Below are 14,440 nucleotides of genomic sequence, written 5' to 3' on the forward strand. Positions count from 1 at the left end.
GCGACGACCGGCCCCCACACAGTTATCCACCGAGACGGTGAAAGCGGATCTACGTCCATGAGCCGGCTCATCGAATCGGTGCTGATACCGACGGACGACAGCGAGGGGGCCCTCGCGGGGGCGAAACTCGGGATCGCACTCGCGTCGCGGTTCGACGCCGACGTCCACGTCCTGTCGGTCGTCGACGTCCACGACTCGGTCGATCCCGACGACGACGCGTTCGCGTCGCTCGAGGAGAACGCGACGGACGCAGTCGAGACGATCTCGAGACTGGCACGGGACCACGACGCGGACCTCGAGGTCACGACCGCGGTCAAACGCGGGACGCCGTTTCAGTCGATCAGGGAGTACGCCAGCCGACGGGAGATCGACGTCATCGCCATGGGGACGAAAGGTCGGTCGGGGCTCGACAGGTTCCTTCTGGGCAGCGTCACCGAAAACGTTCTCCGGACGGCCCGAACGCCCGTCCTCGCCGTTCCCCCTGCCGCCGGTGTCGCTTCGATCGACGACGCGACGTTCGAACAGTTCCTCCTGCCGACGGACGGCAGCGACGGTGCCGCGATCGCGGCCGAGTGGGGGATCTCACTCGCGGCCTGGCTCGAGTCGACGGTACACGCCCTGTACTCCGTCGACACGAGCCGCTTTTCGGGGTCTCAAGAACCCGGCGACGTTCTCGGAGAACTCGAGCGCCAGGGCGAGGACGCGATCGAAGCGGTCCGGGAGCGTGCCGACGACGTCGACGTCAGCGTCTCCGGCTCGATCACGACCGGCACGCCCGCGACGGTGATCCTCTCGTATGCCACCGAGCGAGACGTCGATATGATCGTCATGGGAACGCACGGTCAGACGGGAATCGGACAGTGGTTTCTCGGCAGCGTTACCGAAAACGTCGTCCGTCAGGCCGACGTGCCGGTGTTTTGTGTCCCGGTTAGCGCCGAGTCACCCGATAGCTGACGATCCCGATACGGCGGTCAGTACGAAACGTCACTTCGCGATCACTTCGTCGGGCTGTCCGAATCCGGAATGTGGGTGTACGCCCCGACCATCGCGTCGTGAAGGTCGATGCCGGCGAGCTCGGCACCCTCGTCGACGATCGACCCGCGGACGGTCGCCCCGTCGAGTCTCACGTCCGGGAATATCACTGCACGCTCGAGGTCGGTATCGACGAGGGTTGCTCCCGACATGACGTGGACGTTCGCGCCGAGCGTGACGTTCTCGAGTGATGCCGTCTCGGCGACCCGTGGCTCGTCTAGGTGCCAGGCGACGGCCTCGAGATAGCTCTCTCGTGTCCCGATGTCGAACCAGTTTTCCTCGAACGCGTAGGCGTACGTCGGTTCCTGCGACTGGAGCCACGCGACGAACCAGCCGGGCTCGTCCGGCTCGTTTCCCGCCTCGAGATACGTCTGAAACAGGGGCAGTGTCTCGCGAGGAAACGCATAACAGCCGGTCGAAACGAGGGTTCCCGGTGGATCGTCGGGTTTCTCCTGGAAGTCGACGACGCGGTCGCCGTCGAGATCGACGACCCCGTAGGCGGTGGCCCGCTGTGGTTCGCCCACGTCGTAGACGGCGATCGTCGGTGCCGCCCGCTGCTCGAAGTAGTCGAGAAAGCGCTCGATTTCGAACTCGAAGCGGTTGTCGCCGGCGACCACTAACAGATCGTCGTCGATCCCCTCGCGGTCGATCAGCTCCTCGAGCGCCCCGACGACGCCGAACTTCTCGCCTTCGGCACGCGTCTCTTCGACCGACAGCTGTGGTTTGTCGTACGAACGCGCCTCCAGATGCGCCTCGAAGTCGGCTGCGAACCGCTCGTTCGTGCTTACGTACACCGTCTCGATGCGATCGTCCGACTCGAGTTCGGTGTAGATTCGATCGATGACGGTGGTCTCCCCGAGCGGAAGCAACATCTTCGGCCGCTGTCTCGTGATCGGCCACAGTCGGGTCGCGTATCCGCCGGCTAAAACGACGGCTTTCATGGGGTTAGATCACCGCTCGCCGCGGTCGTGGCTCGTGGATCGATCGCCCGGTTGCGCCGAACGGAATCCGACCTATACTCATGTCTCACACACGGGGTCTGGCTCCCACGACTCCGGTTGTAAACCTTTCATACGGACTGCTGTCCCGATCGCCAGGACGGGTCGGCGATCGGCGGGCAGTGACGACAGCAGACCATATCATCCCTGATCGGGCGCGCTGACCGGGATCGCCCTCACCACGACGGCGCTACTCGCTCGAGGACGACTCCGGACTGGCGACGACGATCAGATACGGCTCCCCGCCACCGGTTCGCTCGAGTCGCATCGCGGTATCGATCGTGAACCCGGCCGCAGTGATTCGGTCGAGCCAGTAGGAGTCAGTCGCTCGAGGGGCGTTCGACTCGCCGTCGGGATCGGTGTCGGCGCCGTCCGGAAGGAGGGGCAACTCCAGGATTCCAACTGTTCCATCGGTGCGACAGACGCGTCGACACTCCCGCAGCGCCGCCTCGGCCGCTGGTTCGGGGAGATCGTGCAGGACGCGGCAGGCGGTGACGACGTCGACCGCCCCGTCGTCGAGGGGCAGCCGTGCTGCGTCGCCGGCGATCGGGTCGACCGCGAGCCCAGCGCGGTCGGCGTTCCGCCGCGCTAGTTGCGGGCCGTTCCCGAGGATTACCCGATCGTCGAAGACGTCGATACCGAGCACATCCGGGCCGTCCGACCCATTCGGAACGTGTGGGGCGAGCCCGACCAGCGACCGGCCGGTCCCACAGCCGACGTCGAGGATGCGATCCGCGCGATCGAGGGGGAGCCGCGAGGCGAGTGCGTCGTACTTGTACCGCTCGAGGTGCCACGGTGGCGGTGAGACGAGTCGGGACGCTCGCCGTCCCCCGTAGCCGACCGCGGCGAGTGCGATCGCTGCCGCACCGAGTCGGCGATCCAGCCGTTGCGTTCGGCGTCCGAGGACGGTCGCGAGCGCGACGACGACCGCCGCGGCGGCTATCGATCGGAGTCGTCGTCGCCAGTGATAGACGCCGAAGTAATACCGTGGCCGGAACACGGTCGCCCAGTTACTCGACGCTTAGCCCGCCACCTTCCCGTGCCTGTTCGAACTCGAGTTCGATCTCGAGTTCTTTCTCCCGGCGACCGCCGAACTCGACTTCGACCTCGATCGGTTCGCGGTACTCGAAGGGGATCTCCCACGTGCTCCCCGACACCGTCAGTGACGCGTCGTCTTCGAGGGCGTCGGCAATCTCACGGAGGAAACTGGCGGTTTCCGTCCGTGAGAGATGGACCTCTCGCTCGAAGAACCCATCCGTGATGACCCTGCGCTCGGACGTCTCGTCGTCTGGAAACTCGATGTCATTCCCCATGGGAGTCGTAACCACGACACTGAACATAAATGTGCGTGACAACGAAGGTATGCTACTGGCTCACAACTGACGGAACACTCAACTGTTCCGGTATCCTATCCAAACCCATGTCTCTGCTCGAGGTGTTAGGGAACACCCGCCGCCTGAAGATCATTCGAGAGCTCTCTCGGGAACCGAAGTACGTCTCTGAACTGGCCGAAACCGTCGGAATGGACGGTAAATCCGCGGTCCATCACCTCTCGGTGCTCGAAGAGGCAGGGATCGTCGACCACTACCAGCGCGGCAATCGGAAGTACTACCGACTCGTCAAGGACATCGAACTCCACGCCGCGCCCCCGCCCGAGCGATCGTTCATCCTGCAGGCGTCCGAACGGGTCGACGAGACGACGTGACGACGCGACGCCGATTCGTCGCTCGATGTCACCACCCAGAATCGATTCTTCCGAACCGATAGTAGAACGGAAAATACACTAAAGGTATTTGCACGTCCATGTTGATTGGTCGCATATGCCAGTGTGTGCACACTGTGGAGAGGAACATCCACTGCCGGGATCGTACAGGAGTCACGTCCTGACGTGTAAGGAGGGCAACGGTGCCGTAGCGGCGGACGAATCGATCGAGGAGCCGTCGACCGAGGGGGAGGCCGACACGTCGACACAGCCGACCCTCGAGCAACACGTCGAACGAGTCATCGAGGACCAACTCGAGGAGATCCGGACCGATATCGAGCAGTTATCGGACGACATCGAAGAGGTCGAACAGTTCGCGACGATCAGTCTCGGCGAACGACGTCTCTCCCAGGCCGAGGCGAACGTAGAAGAGCTTTCGGCTTCCCTCACCGAGTTCTCCGAGCAAACCCTCGAGAAGGTAAACAGCTTAGAGTCCCGACTCGAGCAACAGACGATCGTCCTCGCGACGGTCCTCGAGGCGCTCGACGAGTCCGATATCGACGTCGATACCACAGCCATCAGAGACTACCAGCAAGAACAGATCGTCACCGATCAGGCCCCGGACGAGAAACTCGAGACGGCGCTGGACCAACTCGAGTCCTGATACCATCACGTCTCCGGCACGGCCGCACGACAGCCCGCGGTCTCGCCGGATCTAACGGATCGCAGTCCGTCTCAGTATTCGGGTCGCTGGGCCTGGATGACGTCCGAGAGCTGCATGTGCTCGTCTGCGAGGAGTTCGTTGAGATCGTCGGCCGTGATGATCCCGACCAGCTCTTCGCTGTCGTTACAGACGGGGAGACGGCGGATGCCGTGCTCGCTCATTAGCTCGGTTGCCCGGTAGAACCCAGCAGTGTGGTCGACGGTCGTCAGATCGTCGGACATGACGTCGTGTGCTGTCGTCTCGGTCGGATCCATCCCGTCGCCGATCACGCGTGTCGCGAGATCACGGTCGGTGACGATTCCGGTCGGTTCATCGCCGTCCGTGATCACGACGCTGCCGACGTGAGAGTCGTCCATACGTGTCGCGAGTTCCTGAACGGGCTCGTCTTTCTGTGCCGTTACGACGTCGCTTCGGGCGAGATTTTCGATAGGCATAAACCCGTCTCGCCGTCCCACCGACACAGGTATAAACCCATACCGTATCTCCAGGGCACCGTGACTACCACGTCCGTTGAGTGAAACGAACGCACGAGGCGGGTGTTCGAACTCCTCGAGGGGCCATACTACTGATACTACCGGACAAAAGTCAGTAAACACCCGATCGCGCCTCGACGCCTGTCGCGTTCCGCGACAGCGTCTCGAGTGCGATCGGTGTGTGCATCGTTTTGTCCGGAAGTATGATTCGATGATCGGTCGCGCGACTGTGGCCGGTCCGACAGTATTACTGACCGCTGGCCGACAGTCTCACCGACGCCGTTTCCGGATCCCCTTCAGTGCGGCCTCACGGCTCGTGTATCCGATCCCGACTGCATCACAACTCGCACACTCCCAGCGGTATTCGCCTCTGAATCCACGGATCGAAACGACGCCGTCACAGTCGGGACAGCGTTTTCGTCGACGCGACTCCCGCACCCGCTCGAGAATATCGACGACGGTCCGATTCTCGTTCATACAGTTCCTGCTTCGATCGACCCAACATAGGCCTTCTCCTTCGAGACTGCGGCGACTGTCAGACTGCCGGACAGCAGTCCATATCAAACTTCGCGGACGCCGATGACGCGGTCCTGCAGATAGTCGAGATACATCGCGTTGTAGATGAGTTTTACCTCGTCGCTTACGGGTACCGACTGACACGTGAGGACGATCCCACGCTCTTCGACCTCCGCTTCGGTCAGGATCAGATCCATATCCATCGCGATCTCGCCGTCGTAGACGATTCCCGCGCAGTTCGCACACGACGCGGCACGGCACTCGAAGGGCCACTCGTAGCCCTCTGCCTCGGCGGCGTCGAGAACGTACGTGCGACCGCGGACCTCGATCGTCCCGTGGTCGGCGTCGTCGAGGTCGGCGTCGGCTGCTTTTTCGAAGAGATCGTCGTCGTCGAGCTCCCAGCCGTGTTCGTCTAACACCTCGTAGTTGAGATACTCGACCGTTCGAACAGGGATGTCCTCGCTGTCTTCGTCTTCGTCCGCTTCTGCGTGTTCGCCCAGTCGAACATGTGGGAGGTCGTGTGACATAAGACAACACTAGCCGCGATTCCCCTTAGCAATATTGGTGATGTTCGGAACTCGATCACTCGCCCTCGAGTTCGTCGAAGCTGTCGGGATGTTCCCATCGTGACTCGTTGCCGGCCGTCGAGCGTTCGGTCTCCTCGAGCGCCCGTTCGAAGTGATCGCTCGCCAGTTCGATCTCCTCGACGTGGGGCCCTCCTCGCTCGCTCGCCTCGACGTATTCGCGGACGGCGTTCATCGCCGCGGTCCGACAGATCGCCTCGATATCGGAACCGACAGCACCGTCGGTTCTGGCGGCGAGTGTCCCGACATCAACGTCAGCCGCGAGCGGTCGGTCGCGGAGATGGATCTCGAAGATCTCGCGACGCGCAACTTCGTCCGGCGGCTCGACGAAAACGTGCCGTTCGAAGCGGCCGGCACGGAGCAACGCGTCGTCGATGAGCTCCGGGCGGTTGGTCGTCGCAAGCACCACGACGTCCTCGAGTTCCTCGAGCCCATCGAGTTCGGTCAGGAGCTGGGAGACGACACGCTCCCCGACGTTCGATCCATCGGAGCCGCCACGCGTTCCGGCGATGGCGTCGATCTCGTCGAACACCAGGACGGCGGGTGCGTTCTGTCGGGCCGTGCTGAAGACGTTTCGAATGCCGCGTTCGGACTCGCCGACGTACTTGTCGACGAGTTCGGGCCCCTTGATCGAGATGAAGTTCGACTGGGCTTCGTTTGCGACCGCTCGAGCCAGTAGTGTCTTCCCGGTTCCCGGCGGCCCATATAGCAACACACCGGTCGCCGGCCGCAGCGATACCCGCTCGAACGCGTCGGGGTACTCGAGGGGCCACTGGACGGCCTCGCGAAGCGTTCGCTTCGCTTTCGGAAGGCCACCGACGTCTCCCCAGCTGACGTCGGGGACCTCGGCGAACACCTCCCGCATCGCGGAGGGCTCGATCCCGTGGAGTGCCGTCTCGACGTCCGTTTCGGTGACTTCGACGCCGTCTAACTGATCGGTCGAGATCCGGATATCGTCGCCGTCTGACTCCTCTCGAACCCGCCGCAGCGCACACATTGCGCTCTCTCTGAGCAGGTTCTCGAGATCGGCGCCGACGAAGCCGTGGGTCGACTCGGCGTACTGTTCGAGATCGACGTCATCACCAAGGGCGACATCGCGCGCGTGAACCCGGAGGATCTCCGCTCGCGCGTCCGCGTCGGGGACGCCGATCTCGATCTCGCGGTCGAACCGGCCAGGACGGCGAATCGCCGGATCGACTGCGTCGACGCGGTTTGTGGTTCCGATGACGACGACCTGTTCGCTGTTGTCCATCCCGTCGAGCAAGGAAAGCAGTTGGGCGACGATCCGCCGCTCGAGGTCGCCGACGTCCTCGCGTTTGGGCGCGATCGCGTCGATCTCGTCGATGAAGACGATCGCTGGGGCTTCTTCCTCGGCCTCGTGGAACACGTTCCGGAGCCGCTGTTCGCTCTCGCCGTAGTACTTCGAGACGATCTCCGGCCCCGACAGCGTCTGGAAGTGGGCGCCGATCTCGTTGGCCATCGCTCGCGCGATCAGCGTCTTCCCGGTCCCCGGCGGCCCGTAGAGGAGCACACCAGTGGGTGGATCGACACCGATCCGATCGAAGAGATCCGGATGGGCCATTGGCAACTCGACGACCTCCCGTACCTGCTCGAGTTCGTCCTCGAGACCACCGATATCGTCGTAGGTAGCGTCCGTATTCTGGCTTCCGACGACCGTCTCGTCGGCACCCTTTGTCGCCGTCTCACGCCCGCTTGCCGCCGTCCCTGCTTTTCCTGTCTCTCCCGTCGAGGCCGGCTCCGGTGCGACGACGATCGCCGTCCACTCCTCGACGCGGACGGGACCGGTCGGTTCGACGTCGACGATCTCGACCGGTGCCGTTTGCGTCTCGTCTCGCTTTCCGGCCTCCGGTTCGTCGGTGATCGGAACCGTCGCCGTCTCCCCCGCCGACACCACCTGATCGACCAGTACGTTCTGCTGGGAGAGCGACAGCGCCACCTCGGGGTCGAGGTCGTCGGGTAACGCGATCTCGACCCGTTCGGCCGACCGCACGGCGACCGATTCGACGGTGACGGTATCGCCGACCTCGACTTCGAGTATCTCGAGTTGTGTGTCGCCGAGTCGGATCGTCCGCTCGTCGACCGTCTCCGGCGGGCGGGACATCACCTCGACGACCGTCGACTCGCCCGTTGGCCCCTCGAGAGCGACGTAGTCGCCGGATTCGACCTCGAGCGTGGCCAACGCGTCCCGCTCGAGGACGGCGACGGACTCCCCCCGGCGATTCGAGAGTGGCTTGACAGTAGCCTTCATTCTTGTCGTTCGATAACGTGTAACGCTCGGGAGCAAGAACGTTTGGGTCGGCCGTACTGCGCTGTCGTCCGTCTCGGACGACCACCGACCGTCAGTGCCGACACCCACGACCCGCCTATAAGTGTCAGGGAGTCGATGTAGAGGTCCGTCTCAGTCGTCGGCGGCTTTTCCAGTATCGTCGCCGATCGAGACTTCGATCTCGGCGGCGGCAGCCTTGTATTCGGGGATCTTTGCGCGTTCGTCGAGGACGTCGTTGGTGAGTTTGTTCGCGGAGGCGGCTGCGAAGTGTGGCGTCGTCCAGATCACGCCCTCCTTGATATCCTCGGTGACCTGTGCTTCGACGGTAATCTCGCCGCGTCGCGACGTGAGCGTCACTTCGTCGCCGTCCTCGATGCCGTAGCGTTCGGCGTCGGCGGGGTGGACGTCGACGAAGTTCTCGGGCGTCTGACGGTTGAGCGTCGGCGAACGAGTACTCATCGTCCCAGTGTTGTAGTGTTCCTCGAGACGAGCCGTCGTCAGGATCAGCGGATACTCCTCGTCTGGCGTTTCTGCCGGCGGCTGATGACTGACGCCCTCGATCTGGCCGAGTCCGCTCTCGGTGTCGAACTCGTCTTCGTAGAGGTACGGGTCACCTTCGTCGCCAGGCTCGTAACACGGCCAGTGGAGGCCGTCTTCGCCAAGCAGGTCGTAGGTCATCCCGTGGTAGATGGGACAGACCTGCCGGAGTTCCTCGAAGACCGCTTCGGGGTCGTCGAAGTCGAACTGCTCCTCGCCGTCGTCGAACAGTCGTTTCCCGACCTCCGAAACGATCTCGAGGTCGTGTTTCGTGTTTTCGTGAACGTTCTCGACGCCACGCATGCGCTGGACGCGCCGATCGGTGTTGGTGACGGTCCCGCCGCGTTCGGCCCAGGTCGTCGCCGGCAGGATGACGTCGGCGTACTTCGCCGTCTCGGTCATGAAGATGTCCTGGGCGACCAGGAACTCGAGATCCCCGATCCGCTCGGCGACGCTGTTGGCGTCGGGTTCGCTCATGACGGGATTCTCTCCCATCACGTACAGCCCCTTGACCGAGTCACCGAACTCGTGGGAGAGTTCGACGTTCGTCAGGCCGGGTTCGTCGGGAACCTCGAACCCCCAGACCTCCTCGACGCTTTCGCGAGCCTCATCGTCGTCGACCAACTGATAGCCCGGAAGGACGTTGGGCATCGCACCGACGTCGGACGTCCCCTGGACGTTGTTCTGACCGCGAAGCGGGTTGACCCCCGTCCCGGGTCGACCGAGGTTGCCCGTGATCAACGCGAGATTGATCTCGTTTTGGACGTTGTCGACGCCACAGGCGTGCTGGCTCATGCCCATCCCGGTGAAGATCGCGGCGTTGTCGGCTTTCGCGTACTTCTCGGCGGCTCGCTCGATCTCCTCGAGGTCGAGCCCACACTCCTCGGCGGCGGCCGCCTTGTCGAACTCCGCAAGCGTCGCTTGCAGATCCTCGAACCCGTCGGTGCGCTTCTGGATAAACTCCTCGTCGATCCAGCCGTCCTCCGGGTGCTCCTCGTGGTGCTCGAGGATCGTCTTGAGGACGATATTCAACAGCGGGATGTCGGTCCCTGGATTCAACTGGAGGTGCTGGTGTCGATCGCTGTCGTCGATGCCGAACGACCGTGTCGTCTTGTTCGCGTGGGGATCGACCTGAATGACGGTCGTGCCGTCAAGCACTGCCTGGCGGAAGTACTGGCTGTTGGCGATCGGATGCTGCTCGCCGGGGTTTGCCCCCTGGATCCAGAAGACGTCGGCCTCGTCCCGGAGATCCGCCATGCTGTTTGTCATCGCGCCGGCGCCCAGACTCGTCCGTAACGCCCAGACCGTCGAGGCGTGACACATCCGCGTGCAGTTGTCGACGTTGTTCGTCCCGTAGCGGCGGGCGAGTTTCTGCAGGAGGTAGTTCTCCTCGTTCATCGTCTTCGAGGAGCCGAAAAAGCCCACCGCGTCGGGACCGTGCTCCGCTCGGATGCGCTCGAGTTCGTCGACGACGTACTCGTAGGCTTCCTCCCACGTCGCCTCGCGGAACTCGCCGTCTTCCTTGATCAGCGGTTCGGTGAGTCGGTCCTCGTGGTCGACGACCTCCGTCGCCGCACCGCCTTTGATACAGACACGCCCTTCGTTGACCGGCGCGTCGCCCCACGGCATGAACTGGACGTCACTCGGTTCCTCGCCCTGCTGGACCGTGATTCCACAGCCGACACCACAGTACGGACAGATCGTCTTTACCGGATCTTGAGTATCATCGGACATAAGTCAGGTTTCGACCACGGTTGTGAGTCGCGGTGTAGCGATTACTCTCTCCAGAACCATGATTCTTTCTAACACAAAGCATGTCTCCTGTATACGAGTGTCACTCGAGTCGCATGTCTTTGCCGTCGGATCGTCCATATCACGTACTCGAGTGCCGGGCGATCCGACGGTTTACTGTACGTCATTGCCGGCGCAACCGCGACCCGGGCGGCGGTTGTGCCGGTACATCGGTACAGCAATCCGTACCGACCGTCGACCGACGAGACGGTCGTCGGTGGCAAACATTCATAGTCGACTCCGTAAACGAACCGAGTACCGTGGAGCTTACACCTGCGACCGTCGCGGCGAAAGCCGACGAATACCGGGACGAGGAACCGCTGTACCCAGTCGAGCAGGAGCGAATCGAGGGCCTGCCCGACGCGTTCGAACGCGGTGAGTTCGGCTGGCGCGACGCGGAGTGGGTCGTGAGGTGGTACTACCGACGCCACCTCGGTGGTATCTCTCACGAAGAACGCCGGGCGGCCGAAAAGCGATTCGGACGAAACGACTTCGAAACGGTCGAGCGTGTCATCGACGACGTCACCGCACTCTCGGACACCGCCGAACAGGTATCCCGGTTAACCACGCTCGAGGGCGTCGACGTTCCGCTCGCCTCCGCCTACCTGCTGTTTGTCGATCCGACGTCGTATATCGTCGTCGGCGAGCGGGAGGTCGCCGTTCTCGACGCCGCCGGTCGGTTGCCAGACACGTTCTCGGACTTCTCTTCGATCGAGGGATACGAGACGTATCTCGAGAGTTGCCACTCGGTTGCCACCGACGCCGAGTGTGACATGTGGACGCTCTATCGCGCGCTCTGGCGGCTGTCGACGGAACTCGACGAATAGCGGTGGAGAACAGTTCTCGTTCGCTGGGACGTCGACGAACATATAGATGGGCCGACGTGTTAAGGCCGGTATGGCCCGGACAACAGGCCCGCCGGTGTACGGAGAAACGGGTCTCGCCCCCGATCACCTCACGGACCTCGCGTCGCGTATCGAACCGACCGGCGATCGGTCGCCGATCCCGGTTCGAACGCCGATCACCGACGACGAGATCGGAACGGTTCCCAGCTGCACGGCTGCGGACGTCGAACGTGTCGCCGAGCGAGCCAGAGCGGCACAGTCGTCCTGGGCGGAGACGCCGATCGAAACACGGGCGGCCGTCCTCGAGCGTTTCGGTGATCTCGTCTCCGACCGTCGCACGGAACTGCTCGATATCGTCCAACTCGAGACCGGGAAGGCCCGCCACCACGCACTCGAGGAAGTGCTCGACGTCCCCCTGACGTGTTCGTACTACGCCGCGAACGGGCCCGCGATACTCGCGGATGCGGACCGATCGGGGGCGATCCCGTTCGTGGCCGACGCCAGTGTCACCTACGATCCCGTCGGCGTCGTCGGCGTAATCTCCCCCTGGAACTATCCACTGACGCTTGCGATGACCGACGCGGTCCCGGCGCTGCTCGCCGGCAACGCCGTCGTCTGTAAGCCCGACGAGCGCACGCCGTTTATCGCGCTGGCGCTTGCGAGCCTTCTCGAGGAAGCCGGGCTCCCGGATGGCCTCTTCCAGGTCGTCACCGGCGACGGACCGACCGTCGGCTCCGCCCTGATCGACGCAGTCGAGTACGTCGCCTTCACCGGTGGCACCGAGACTGGACGAACCGTCGCTGAGCAGGCGGGTCGCAACCTGATCGGCTGTTCGCTTGAACTCGGCGGCAAGAACCCGATGGTCGTCCTCGAGGACGCCGACGTCGAGACGGCCGCCCGCGGCGCGGTCAAGGGGGCGTTTACGAACGCGGGCCAACTCTGTCTGGCGCCCGAACGGATCTACGTCCACGAGGACCGATACGAGCCGTTTCTCGACGCGTTCGTCGGCGCGACCCGAAAACTGAGCCTCGGTCTCGAGTTCGCGTACGGGCCCGACGTCGGCTCGCTGATCGACGGCGACCACCTCGAACTCGTCGAAGCATACGTCGAGGGTGCCGTCGACGACGGCGCGTCGTTGCTCTCGGGTGGCCGCCACCGTCCCGACGTCGGTCCGTTCTGTTACGAGCCGACGATCCTGACCGACGTCGACCCCGACTCGCGGATCGCCTGCGAGGAGACGTTCGGACCGGTCGTCTCCGTCTACCCCGTCGCAGAGACGAGTGAGGCGATCGAGCGGGCCAACGACACGCCCTATGGGCTCAACGCCAGCGTCTGGACCGAAGATCGGGCGCGTGGCCGTCGAGTCGCAGACGAGATCGACTGTGGCACCGTCTGTATCAACGATCCCTATACGGTCGGCTGGGCCGCCGTCGATGCCCCGATGGGCGGGTTCGGTGACTCCGGACTCGGCCGTCGACACGGCCCGGAGGGGCTTCGACGGTACGTCGACGCACGGACGATCGCGACTTCGCGAATCGGACCGTTCGACGCCCCGCCGGGCGTGTCACCCGGCTGGTTCGCCGCGTTCATGACCGGGTTGACGACCCTCCAGCGCCGGCTCGTGAGGTGGCTGCCGTGACCGATCCCGAGGTCTTCCTCACTGGCTTTCCGGGCTTTTTGGGCTCGGCGCTGCTCGAGCGCATACTCGCTCGTGGCGACGGACCGGTCGCCTGTCTGGTCCAGCCCCAGTACCTCGAGACGGCGCGGCGCCGGGCACGGGCGATCATCGACCGTACTGACGCCGTCGATGCCGCCGACGCGATCCGCCTGCACGAGGGGGACATCACCGAGTCCGACCTCGGCCTCGGGGACGACCTCGAGGCCCTCGAGACGGTACGGGACGTCTACCACCTCGCGGCGGTGTACGACCTCGGGGTAGACGCCGACCTGGCGGAGGCGGTCAACGTCCGCGGAACCGAACACGTCCTCGGGGTCGCCGCCGAACTCGGCGTCGATCACTTTCACCACGTCAGTACCTGTTACGTCAGCGGTCGATACGACGGCGTGTTCACCGAAGCCCACCTTCAGGAGGGCCAGTCGTTCAACAACCACTACGAGGAGACGAAATACCGCGCGGAGGTCGCCGTCCAGGAGCGGATGGCCGACGGATTTCCGGCGACGGTCTACCGCCCCGCGATCGTCGTCGGCGATAGCCAAACGGGCGAGACCGACAAGTTCGACGGCCCGTACAACTTGCTCGAGTTACTGCTTGCCCAACCGCGCTGGCTTTCGGTGGCGGTGACGCTGCCGGGCTCGAGCGACGCGGAACTGAACGTCGTCCCGCGTGACTTCGTCGTCGATGCGATCGCCATGCTGAGCGATCGCGAGGCGTCGATCGGCGAGGTCTATCAGCTCTGTGACCCCACACCGCTTCCCGTTCCGCAGTTCATCGACGCGCTCGCCGAGGCTGCCGACCGCCGTCACGTGGCGCTCCCGACGACCGAATCGATCGCACGAGCCGGCGTACGTGCCCTCGAGCGTGCCTCGGTCGACGTCGATCCGAACACGCTCGCGTATCTCGACCACCCGACGCGATACGCCTGCCCGGCGACGACGCGTGCACTCGCCGGAAGCGGACTCGAGGTCCCCCCGTTCGAAGCGTACGTCGACCGACTCGTCGAATTCACCCGACAGAACCCGGACGTCGGCGACGAGCCGATGCGCTGAGCTAGTACCGTTCCACCCGTCGACTGCTGGGTCGAATCGGACGACACCGCAGGATTCGACCCAGCAGTGCAGGCGTGGACCGCCACTAGAGGACAGACTCACTGCTCACGACGGTCCTTCGCTCTCGTGTCGTTTTCTACGCTGATTCGGAGAACGGCCCAATATGAAAGAGATCCGATCTATTTACTCAACGTCACTAAAAGTGACGATCTTCATATGTGTTA

14 protein-coding genes are annotated in these 14,440 nt (G+C 63.7%); 6 read left to right on the forward strand and 8 right to left on the reverse strand.

Annotation, left to right across the window (positions count from 1 at the left end):
- Window positions 1-57: 57 nt before the first annotated feature.
- On the forward strand, window positions 58-954 hold the full coding sequence (locus RBH26_RS14950) for a universal stress protein (RefSeq protein ID WP_306759177.1): 897 nt from the start codon (window positions 58-60) through the stop codon (window positions 952-954).
- A 41-nt stretch (window positions 955-995) separates the two neighbouring features.
- On the opposite strand, the gene RBH26_RS14955 is transcribed toward RBH26_RS14950, so the two are convergent.
- From RBH26_RS14955 to RBH26_RS14965, 3 genes are all read right to left on the reverse strand, one after another.
- Window positions 996-1,973: an NDP-sugar synthase gene (locus RBH26_RS14955; protein ID WP_306759178.1), complete on the reverse strand. Its 978-nt coding sequence runs from the start codon at window positions 1,971-1,973 to the stop codon at window positions 996-998.
- A gap of 247 nt (window positions 1,974-2,220) precedes the next feature.
- Window positions 2,221-3,030, reverse strand: coding sequence for a class I SAM-dependent methyltransferase (locus tag RBH26_RS14960; protein WP_306759179.1), 810 nt, complete (start codon window positions 3,028-3,030; stop codon window positions 2,221-2,223).
- Window positions 3,031-3,040: 10 nt separating this feature from the next.
- Window positions 3,041-3,343 (reverse strand): amphi-Trp domain-containing protein, encoded by a 303-nt coding sequence (locus RBH26_RS14965; RefSeq protein ID WP_306759180.1) that lies wholly within the window; start codon window positions 3,341-3,343, stop codon window positions 3,041-3,043.
- A 107-nt stretch (window positions 3,344-3,450) separates the two neighbouring features.
- Here RBH26_RS14965 and RBH26_RS14970 point away from each other — a divergent pair, with 107 nt between their 5' ends.
- Together RBH26_RS14970 and RBH26_RS14975 are read left to right on the forward strand one after the other, a co-directional pair.
- Window positions 3,451-3,735 carry a metalloregulator ArsR/SmtB family transcription factor gene (locus RBH26_RS14970; protein ID WP_306759181.1) on the forward strand — a complete coding sequence of 95 codons (285 nt, stop codon included), beginning with the start codon at window positions 3,451-3,453 and terminating at the stop codon, window positions 3,733-3,735.
- Window positions 3,736-3,850: 115 nt separating this feature from the next.
- Window positions 3,851-4,396 carry a hypothetical protein gene (locus tag RBH26_RS14975; RefSeq protein WP_306759182.1) on the forward strand — a complete coding sequence of 182 codons (546 nt, stop codon included), beginning with the start codon at window positions 3,851-3,853 and terminating at the stop codon, window positions 4,394-4,396.
- A gap of 71 nt (window positions 4,397-4,467) precedes the next feature.
- On the opposite strand, the gene RBH26_RS14980 is transcribed toward RBH26_RS14975, so the two are convergent.
- From RBH26_RS14980 to fdhF, 5 genes are all read right to left on the reverse strand, one after another.
- Window positions 4,468-4,890 carry a CBS domain-containing protein gene (locus RBH26_RS14980; RefSeq protein ID WP_306759183.1) on the reverse strand — a complete coding sequence of 141 codons (423 nt, stop codon included), beginning with the start codon at window positions 4,888-4,890 and terminating at the stop codon, window positions 4,468-4,470.
- A gap of 309 nt (window positions 4,891-5,199) precedes the next feature.
- On the reverse strand, window positions 5,200-5,406 hold the full coding sequence (locus tag RBH26_RS14985; RefSeq protein ID WP_306759184.1) for a hypothetical protein: 207 nt from the start codon (window positions 5,404-5,406) through the stop codon (window positions 5,200-5,202).
- Between the two features lie 83 nt (window positions 5,407-5,489).
- A complete protein-coding gene (gene fer, locus RBH26_RS14990) occupies window positions 5,490-5,972 on the reverse strand; it encodes a ferredoxin Fer (RefSeq protein WP_306759185.1) in 483 nt (160 codons plus the stop codon).
- Between the two features lie 55 nt (window positions 5,973-6,027).
- Entirely contained in the window at window positions 6,028-8,298 is a 2,271-nt protein-coding gene (locus tag RBH26_RS14995) for an AAA family ATPase (RefSeq protein ID WP_306759186.1), read from the reverse strand.
- A 150-nt stretch (window positions 8,299-8,448) separates the two neighbouring features.
- A complete protein-coding gene (fdhF, locus tag RBH26_RS15000) occupies window positions 8,449-10,587 on the reverse strand; it encodes a formate dehydrogenase subunit alpha (protein WP_306759187.1) in 2,139 nt (712 codons plus the stop codon).
- A gap of 317 nt (window positions 10,588-10,904) precedes the next feature.
- Here fdhF and RBH26_RS15005 point away from each other — a divergent pair, with 317 nt between their 5' ends.
- From RBH26_RS15005 to RBH26_RS15015, 3 genes are all read left to right on the forward strand, one after another.
- Window positions 10,905-11,471 carry a hypothetical protein gene (locus tag RBH26_RS15005; RefSeq protein ID WP_306759188.1) on the forward strand — a complete coding sequence of 189 codons (567 nt, stop codon included), beginning with the start codon at window positions 10,905-10,907 and terminating at the stop codon, window positions 11,469-11,471.
- A gap of 70 nt (window positions 11,472-11,541) precedes the next feature.
- A complete protein-coding gene (locus tag RBH26_RS15010) occupies window positions 11,542-13,128 on the forward strand; it encodes a succinic semialdehyde dehydrogenase (protein WP_306759189.1) in 1,587 nt (528 codons plus the stop codon).
- Entirely contained in the window at window positions 13,116-14,216 is a 1,101-nt protein-coding gene (locus RBH26_RS15015) for an SDR family oxidoreductase (RefSeq protein ID WP_306759190.1), read from the forward strand. Before RBH26_RS15010 ends, RBH26_RS15015 begins: the two co-directional genes overlap by 13 nt.
- Window positions 14,217-14,440: the final 224 nt, after the last annotated feature.

Source organism: Natronolimnohabitans sp. A-GB9 (assembly GCF_030848565.1).
Lineage (GTDB): Archaea > Halobacteriota > Halobacteria > Halobacteriales > Natrialbaceae > Natronolimnohabitans.

What these genes read in the sequence shown, in the direction of transcription:
- RBH26_RS14950 (WP_306759177.1), top strand. Translation starts at nt 58, where the DNA reads ATGAGCCGGCTCATCGAATCGGTGCTGATACCGACGGACGACAGCGAG.
- RBH26_RS14955 (WP_306759178.1), bottom strand. Translation starts at nt 1,973, where the DNA reads ATGAAAGCCGTCGTTTTAGCCGGCGGATACGCGACCCGACTGTGGCCG.
- RBH26_RS14965 (WP_306759180.1), bottom strand. Translation starts at nt 3,343, where the DNA reads ATGGGGAATGACATCGAGTTTCCAGACGACGAGACGTCCGAGCGCAGG.
- RBH26_RS14970 (WP_306759181.1), top strand. Translation starts at nt 3,451, where the DNA reads ATGTCTCTGCTCGAGGTGTTAGGGAACACCCGCCGCCTGAAGATCATT.
- RBH26_RS14975 (WP_306759182.1), top strand. Translation starts at nt 3,851, where the DNA reads ATGCCAGTGTGTGCACACTGTGGAGAGGAACATCCACTGCCGGGATCG.
- RBH26_RS14980 (WP_306759183.1), bottom strand. Translation starts at nt 4,890, where the DNA reads ATGCCTATCGAAAATCTCGCCCGAAGCGACGTCGTAACGGCACAGAAA.
- RBH26_RS14985 (WP_306759184.1), bottom strand. Translation starts at nt 5,406, where the DNA reads ATGAACGAGAATCGGACCGTCGTCGATATTCTCGAGCGGGTGCGGGAG.
- fer (WP_306759185.1), bottom strand. Translation starts at nt 5,972, where the DNA reads ATGTCACACGACCTCCCACATGTTCGACTGGGCGAACACGCAGAAGCG.
- RBH26_RS14995 (WP_306759186.1), bottom strand. Translation starts at nt 8,298, where the DNA reads ATGAAGGCTACTGTCAAGCCACTCTCGAATCGCCGGGGGGAGTCCGTC.
- fdhF (WP_306759187.1), bottom strand. Translation starts at nt 10,587, where the DNA reads ATGTCCGATGATACTCAAGATCCGGTAAAGACGATCTGTCCGTACTGT.
- RBH26_RS15010 (WP_306759189.1), top strand. Translation starts at nt 11,542, where the DNA reads ATGGCCCGGACAACAGGCCCGCCGGTGTACGGAGAAACGGGTCTCGCC.